The sequence below is a fragment of the Methylocystis sp. IM3 genome (assembly GCF_038070105.1).
Lineage (GTDB): Bacteria > Pseudomonadota > Alphaproteobacteria > Rhizobiales > Beijerinckiaceae > Methylocystis.
This window is the reverse complement of sequence record NZ_JBBPBZ010000001.1, coordinates 353680-359679: the sequence shown is the minus strand read 5'-3', so window position 1 is coordinate 359679 and position 6000 is coordinate 353680. Positions and strand designations below refer to the sequence as shown.

General features: G+C 55.5%; 6 protein-coding genes and 1 pseudogene. 4 read left to right on the top strand and 3 right to left on the bottom strand.

Annotated elements, in window-relative coordinates:
* The 3 genes and pseudogenes from WOC76_RS01750 to WOC76_RS01740 form a co-directional block, all read left to right on the top strand.
* Nucleotides 1-473 (top strand): annotated as a pseudogene (locus tag WOC76_RS01750) (hypothetical protein); the annotation flags it as partial.
* A complete protein-coding gene (gene hpnK / locus WOC76_RS01745) occupies nt 467-1357 on the top strand; it encodes a hopanoid biosynthesis-associated protein HpnK (protein ID WP_341102480.1) in 891 nt (296 codons plus the stop codon). The pseudogene WOC76_RS01750 and the gene hpnK, both read left to right, overlap by 7 nt.
* A gap of 44 nt (nt 1358-1401) precedes the next feature.
* Nucleotides 1402-1641 (top strand): hypothetical protein, encoded by a 240-nt coding sequence (locus WOC76_RS01740; protein WP_341102479.1) that lies wholly within the window; start codon nt 1402-1404, stop codon nt 1639-1641.
* A gap of 37 nt (nt 1642-1678) precedes the next feature.
* On the opposite strand, the gene WOC76_RS01735 is transcribed toward WOC76_RS01740, so the two are convergent.
* Nucleotides 1679-2959: a family 1 glycosylhydrolase gene (locus WOC76_RS01735; protein WP_341102476.1), complete on the bottom strand. Its 1281-nt coding sequence runs from the start codon at nt 2957-2959 to the stop codon at nt 1679-1681.
* Between the two features lie 191 nt (nt 2960-3150).
* Nucleotides 3151-3804, bottom strand: coding sequence for a hypothetical protein (locus WOC76_RS01730; RefSeq protein WP_341103016.1), 654 nt, complete (start codon nt 3802-3804; stop codon nt 3151-3153).
* Nucleotides 3805-3992: 188 nt separating this feature from the next.
* Between WOC76_RS01730 and WOC76_RS01725 the strand changes: the two genes are divergently transcribed.
* Nucleotides 3993-4667, top strand: a complete 675-nt coding sequence (locus tag WOC76_RS01725) for an MgtC/SapB family protein (protein ID WP_341102473.1) — start codon at nt 3993-3995, stop codon at nt 4665-4667.
* A 188-nt stretch (nt 4668-4855) separates the two neighbouring features.
* On the opposite strand, the gene WOC76_RS01720 is transcribed toward WOC76_RS01725, so the two are convergent.
* Entirely contained in the window at nt 4856-5956 is a 1101-nt protein-coding gene (locus tag WOC76_RS01720) for a YiiX/YebB-like N1pC/P60 family cysteine hydrolase (RefSeq protein ID WP_341389948.1), read from the bottom strand.
* Between the last annotated feature and the right edge of the window lie 44 nt (nt 5957-6000).

Below are 6000 nucleotides of genomic sequence, written 5' to 3'. Positions count from 1 at the left end.
GAAAATCTGTGCGCCAGGCTGGATATAAAGTTGCGATACCTGGATTTACAGTTGGACATCATTGTTTTTCAGATAGTTTTAGGTCGCTTTTGGCGCGGGAGCTGCGGGCGGCAAGAACAGTAAGAAGTATCGACCCTCTAGGATATGCTGGAGCCTTCATAACCCATCCCTTCCCTTTGGCGTTGGCGGGGGCCTTCGCCTACGGCTCCAGCGCCCTTGCATTAGCGGCCTGCGCACTAAGCTTGCGCGCGCTACTGTGCATGGTGGTCGAAAAGGCTTTCGCGCTGCCGCGCCAACCATACACGCTTCTGTTGGCCAACGAGATGATCTCCTTCCTGGCTTTTTGGGGGAGCTTCATTGTCCCCAGAATAGAATGGCGAGGAGTAGAATTTATGGTCACGACCGGCGGTGAGCTGAAATCGGTTGAGTGTCGCGATAGAGAGCGGACGAATCTGAAGAACAAGCGATGTTGACTCACCTTGTGATCACAGCGGACGATTTCGGACTTGCGGTGGATGTTAACATCGCGGTGGAGATGGCGCACAGGAACGGGATACTAAGCGCCGCGAGTCTGATGGTCGGAGCCCCAGCGGCGGATGATGCCGTCAGGCGGGCGCGAACGCTGCCTCGACTCGCAGTCGGGCTTCATGTCGTACTAGTCGATGGCGCGCCGACGCTTCCCCCCGACGACATCCCAGATCTTCTCGATAAACGGGGCCTGCTCCGCAATGATCTCGCAAAGCTTGGCCTGGACATTGCTGTTCGACCGAAGGTACATTCTCAGCTGAGAAAGGAAATCCGCGCGCAGTTTGAGGCTTTTGCCGCCAGTGGCCTCGCGCTCAGCCATGTTGATGTGCACAAACACTATCACCTCCATCCAATCGTGGCCGCCGACATTATTTCAATCGGACGCGAGTTTGGCATCCGGTCAGTGAGGGTGCCATACGAGCCAAGACGCATTCTCAAATCGATCGACAAGCAGGATATACGCTCGTGCTCGATGCTTGCTCCCTTGGTGGCGCTTTTGAAATGGCAGGCGCATTGCGCAGGTCTCCTCACCGCCGATGCGGTTTTCGGCTGGAGTTGGTCGGGCGCCTTGAATGAAATGCGCATGGTCGGGCTTGTGTCTCAGGCTCGGCCGGAGGGGTTGACCGAGATATATTGCCATCCTGCAATAAGCGACGACTTCGAAGGGCATGCGCCTGGCTATGGGTATCGCGGAGAACTGGAGGCGCTTTTATCGACTAAGGTAGCGATGGCGCTCAATGCGAGTGGATTTAGGCTAAGCAATTACGAGCGCGCTTTGCGGCGTGAGACGCAGGATGACAGTTTGTGCCCCGATGCGGAGGCGAAGTAACAGTTACGAGGCATGGTATGGCCCAAACAACCCCGACTTGCTAGATGTATCTCGTTTCCTCTTACAACGGACTTGGCGTCCGCCACCTCTCGGCCGGTTTCGCAACGCAGGAATCTGTCTTTGCCTTTCTAAGAGCCCGCATTGCTGAGCTGGCGCAGAGCGGCTCATACTATATCGTCGTTACCGAGCAGGGGTGTTTGGATCAACGGATTTATCTTACGTCGCTCCTTCTTGAGCGTATTGAAACGACTGATTGGTCTGAAGCCGTCATCGGGCCGGATTAGGCGGCGCCCGGCGCCATCAACACACGCGTTGCGACAATCACGTGCCTTCGGACTGTTCCTGCGTTTCGCTGTCGTCGTTGTCGCCGCTGTTTTGAGCGGGAGGCACATATTCCGCCAGGGGAACTGTCAGGCAGACGCTCTGAGCCGGCAGCACCTCGCGCCAGTCTTTGATCAATTGCTTATAGGCCGTCCCGACGGGGCGCGGTTTGCGATCGAGGTCGTAAAGGCCAAGTGGGTTGATGTGCCCGCTGTCTTCACGCAAGGCGCTGTCCCAGTCGACTTGATCCGTTAGGGAATACCAAGTGAAACCAACGATAGGCACGCCACTATTACGCACGCGGAGAACATTTGCCCATTCCTTGCGCAGCCACTTTACCGCCTCATCGCCCTTCGGACCTTCGCACGTGTTCGTTTCCGTATGCATGACGGGCAGGCGATAGCGCTCGTAATATTGTCGGGTGATCTCGTTGTAGCCGAATATTTCTCCAGAAGACGCAATCGCTCCATCTTCGTTGACGCTATGTTCGTTCCTTTCATAGTAGTCGTTCCCCATAATGCAGTGGCTTTTCAAGTGTTCACGCATGAAAAAATCATATTCCTTATCAGTCATGCCGTTGTCTCTTAGGAATCGATACATTTGCGAATTGACGCGGTTGCCATAATTCAGATCCAGCGATAGAAATCGGCGCTCGTTGAGATATTCGGCTGGCGCGATCGCTTTTGGGTTGTCCGCGTGATTGTATTCCGAAGACTCGCTTTGAACAAAAATGGCGTCCGGTCGCACCGACAAAATCTCGTGCATCCCAAGGATATTGGCTTTGACAATATGTTTCAGAGCCGTAACGAATCCCTTATCGGAACGTAGCTGCTCGTTCCACCAGCCGTAGGCGGCCGAGTAGGTCGCGCAGACATACATCTCGTTGACCGGCGTATATAGCTGCACCCAAGGGAATCGTTCAGCGAAAGCGCGCGCATAGGAGGCGAAGAGCTCGGGGAAGTCAGGATTTTGGAAGTCGCCGACCCAATCCGGAACGCCAAAGTGGCAAAGGTCGGCTATAGGAATTATCTTTCGCGTCTTTAGGTCGCGGAAAGCCATATCGGTAAATTCCCAATCGAAGCGGCCCGGGCCAAGGAATGTCTTATAAAGCGGCACTCCGTAGCGAAGGGTCCTCACCCTTAGATCCTCTTGAACGAGAGCGAAATCTTCGCGCCAGAAATCATAGTGCTTGCAGACCGACATCTCATCGATCCGCTTGCGCCCATTTTCGATGGTCGGGCTACTGTTTTCAATACCTGTGCTGAACATGAAGCGTGACATCCACTCAAACTCCACGGTCGCCTCATTACCCGCTAGACCCGCTAGCTATAAAGCGTCAATCGAAATTACATACAGCGCGAGTGAAATGACCCGTCCTCTTATGTCGCCGATCTCCAAAACATCTGCAGCGTTAGGTTCGGCATGCGCCGCCAGCGCCGCCGAGCAGAGCAGCGGCGCCGGCAATCGGGATTTCACGCCGAACGCATAGCGTTAAGGAGCGTCGCGGCTAGGCTGCTGCCCGTCAACACGATTGTCGAGCCGAGGACGAGCAACGTGACCAGATTGAGGGTAAGATCTGCTTCTCCCGCTACAGCGAGAACGCCGAGAACGATAGCGGCTAGCCCAGCGAGCGCCTGAATGCTTGCGGAACCGGAAGCGATTTCACTCGTGAGGATGTCACGGGTGTCGCTGGCTGCCGACCGTCTCAACATGGAGATGCGCCAGATGGCATTGCTGCTCAACACCAGAGCCGTCCCAAATACAATCGCCGCGATCGGGGCTAGGACAGTTGGGTTGATCCCTAGCAGAGCAAGGACACCGAGCACAATTCCGGCCGCGCCGCCCATAAACACTGCCATGAAGTCGGTGCCACCGAACTCGTCAACTGTGGCGACGGCCGACCCGGTAGGCGAGATGACTTCAGCGAACTCCGACAACATCGCGCCCCCCTGGATTAGAAGCGCGACTCCGAAGACAATGGTCGCGATGGCGACCATTAACTGCGCATGCACGCTCGCCAGGCCGACGATGGCAAGCACGATAGTGGCTATTCCGCCGACGGCATCTATCAAGCCGCGATAGGCTGCGCTCTCATGATAGGTCGCCCCGCGTGACGTTATAGACATGTGCATCTCCGATTGCGGCGCCCCCTGGTCGCTTAAGTAGACGAGACGTAGAAATAGCAAGCGCCACATCAAGTGCGTTGGCGAGATCAGCGGCTGCATGCCTGTTGGCTTTCTGAAGGGATATCCCTCACGCGTTGAGGATGAAGATAGTTAATTAGACTATGCGGGGAGCATGAAAGGGGATGGCGATGCCGATGATCGTAAATATCCACTGGACAGACGTGGCTCTCCGCCTCCTCCTCACCGTCCTTGCGAGCCTGCTGCTAGGTTTCAACCGAAGCCAGCATGGCAAGGCCGCTGGCATGAGCACAACCCTTTTAGTCGGCTTGGCTGCCTGCGTTGCAATGATTCTGGTCAATTTTCTGTTGCCGACCGCCGGTCGACAACCAGACTCTTTCGTTATGAACGATCTGATGCGGCTTCCGCTCGGAATCCTGACAGGCGTCGGATTCATCGGAGCCGGCGCAATTTTGCGGCGCAGAGAGATAGTCCTCGGCGTCACAACGGCTGCGACGTTGTGGCTCGCCACTGTAATGGGCTTGACCATGGGCGGCGGACAAATCCTACTTGGGTTTTCGGCAACCGCGCTGGGATTGTTCGTTCTTTGGGGAGTTAAGAGGTTCGAAAGACAGTTCAAAAGCGAACACGCCGTTCGCCTTTCTATGGAACTTGAAGAAAGCGGCCCGAGTGAGACGGAAATCCGTCGCCGCATATCGGACGCGGACGTTTCGATTGGGAGAAGCGGTGCGTTGCTGTCAGCTACCCGGCGAATGATTGAATTTGATTTAATCGAGCTCCGACGCCCAGACACGACGCAGATTCCCGATTTCGTCCAAAAACTAGCTCGGGAGGGGGTGTTTTAAAGCTCAGGTGGCGGCCGTGTATTTAGGCGCTGGCTGCTGCCTACCACAAATAGCCTCGCGCAGGCGAAGGAGCGCTTTCCTCCCTTACGTGACCAACTGTTTGCGTCCTTGCCGCGAAATGTGTGTGCGTGTTAAGGACGCGCCGCGCCGAACCTATTCTACAAGCGGATGGAGAGCTGGCGGTTGCCCTATTGCATTCCGTGGGTCCGCGTGCCCTGCTGCCACGTCAGATGCTTATAGTCGAACCCCTTTTCAATCGTGGGCTTTATGATCTCGAAATAGGGCGAAATATCAAAATCGCGGGGAACATAAAGCGCCGAGTTTCGGATATGGAGAATCTCATGAACGACGCGGCGATGCGCACGCGATGATGCTTTTTCGTCGTCGATGAATTCGACGGTTGGCAGGATGGGGTAATTAATAGCCTGGAATGCTTGTGCCAACAATGTTGAACATAAGGCCTGACTGGGCGACGCCGCGCCAATTGAAATGAACCGGCGACGCAGGCGGGAGGGGATTGGTGGGGTTGGCATAAGGTAGCGCAACAAATCGAAAAGGTTATGCAGGTCATAGTGGCAACCAATGCGGTCAATAGCAAAGGCGATGAGCGCGACCAGATCTTCGTCGCGCAGGTTGAATGGGCGGCAGATGCGGGTAGATGCCTCTGCGTACTTGGATAAAGGCGACGATCGAACTCCGGCAATCAGATCGGCCTCAACGAGTACATGCGGCTCCCCGCTAGCTTCCTGATTGTCCTTAACCGGACCGACAAACAATGCAGCATGCGACCAAGACGATTGGGTAAGATATTTGATCGGTCCGGACACGCGCGTAGAGCCTTCTATCAGGATCACATCGCCGGGTTTCACGCACCTCTTTAGCTCTGCCATGTCGGTCGGCGTCGTTAAAGGAGCGCTTCCGACTTCCTGCATGAGATAGTTGGAGAGGGCGACCCCGATTTTGTGGAAGAGCGGCTTAAGCATCCAATCAGGCCTTTGTCTGCCACCTTCTGGATAGAGCCTGCGCCTAGCTCGATTGCGCTTCTGCTGTGTCTCATCCGGAGAAGAGAGATGGGTTGAGGTGCAAATAGCGCGGAATGGCGGATGGCGGATAACGCGCCTCAAAACAGACCCCTTGGCACTCACTTGCTGTTGGGCTGTCGATCGCTCACGGCCAGGGATCGGTACAACGGCGACGCCTTCCTCGGGATGTAATCGCGGACTGATGTCATAATTTTTACGAACGAAGGGCAATTTGCGTCTAGCGATGAAATGGGGCGTAAAGCTCAAGAGCTTGCTGTCGCGCCTCACCGCGAAGAAGGGTTTGCCTCTAA

Excerpts from the sequence above, each read along its gene's own strand:
- hpnK (WP_341102480.1), top strand. The coding sequence starts at position 467 with ATGTTGACTCACCTTGTGATCACAGCGGACGATTTCGGACTTGCGGTG.
- WOC76_RS01740 (WP_341102479.1), top strand. The coding sequence starts at position 1,402 with ATGTATCTCGTTTCCTCTTACAACGGACTTGGCGTCCGCCACCTCTCG.
- WOC76_RS01735 (WP_341102476.1), bottom strand. The coding sequence starts at position 2,959 with ATGTCACGCTTCATGTTCAGCACAGGTATTGAAAACAGTAGCCCGACC.
- WOC76_RS01730 (WP_341103016.1), bottom strand. The coding sequence starts at position 3,804 with ATGTCTATAACGTCACGCGGGGCGACCTATCATGAGAGCGCAGCCTAT.
- WOC76_RS01725 (WP_341102473.1), top strand. The coding sequence starts at position 3,993 with ATGCCGATGATCGTAAATATCCACTGGACAGACGTGGCTCTCCGCCTC.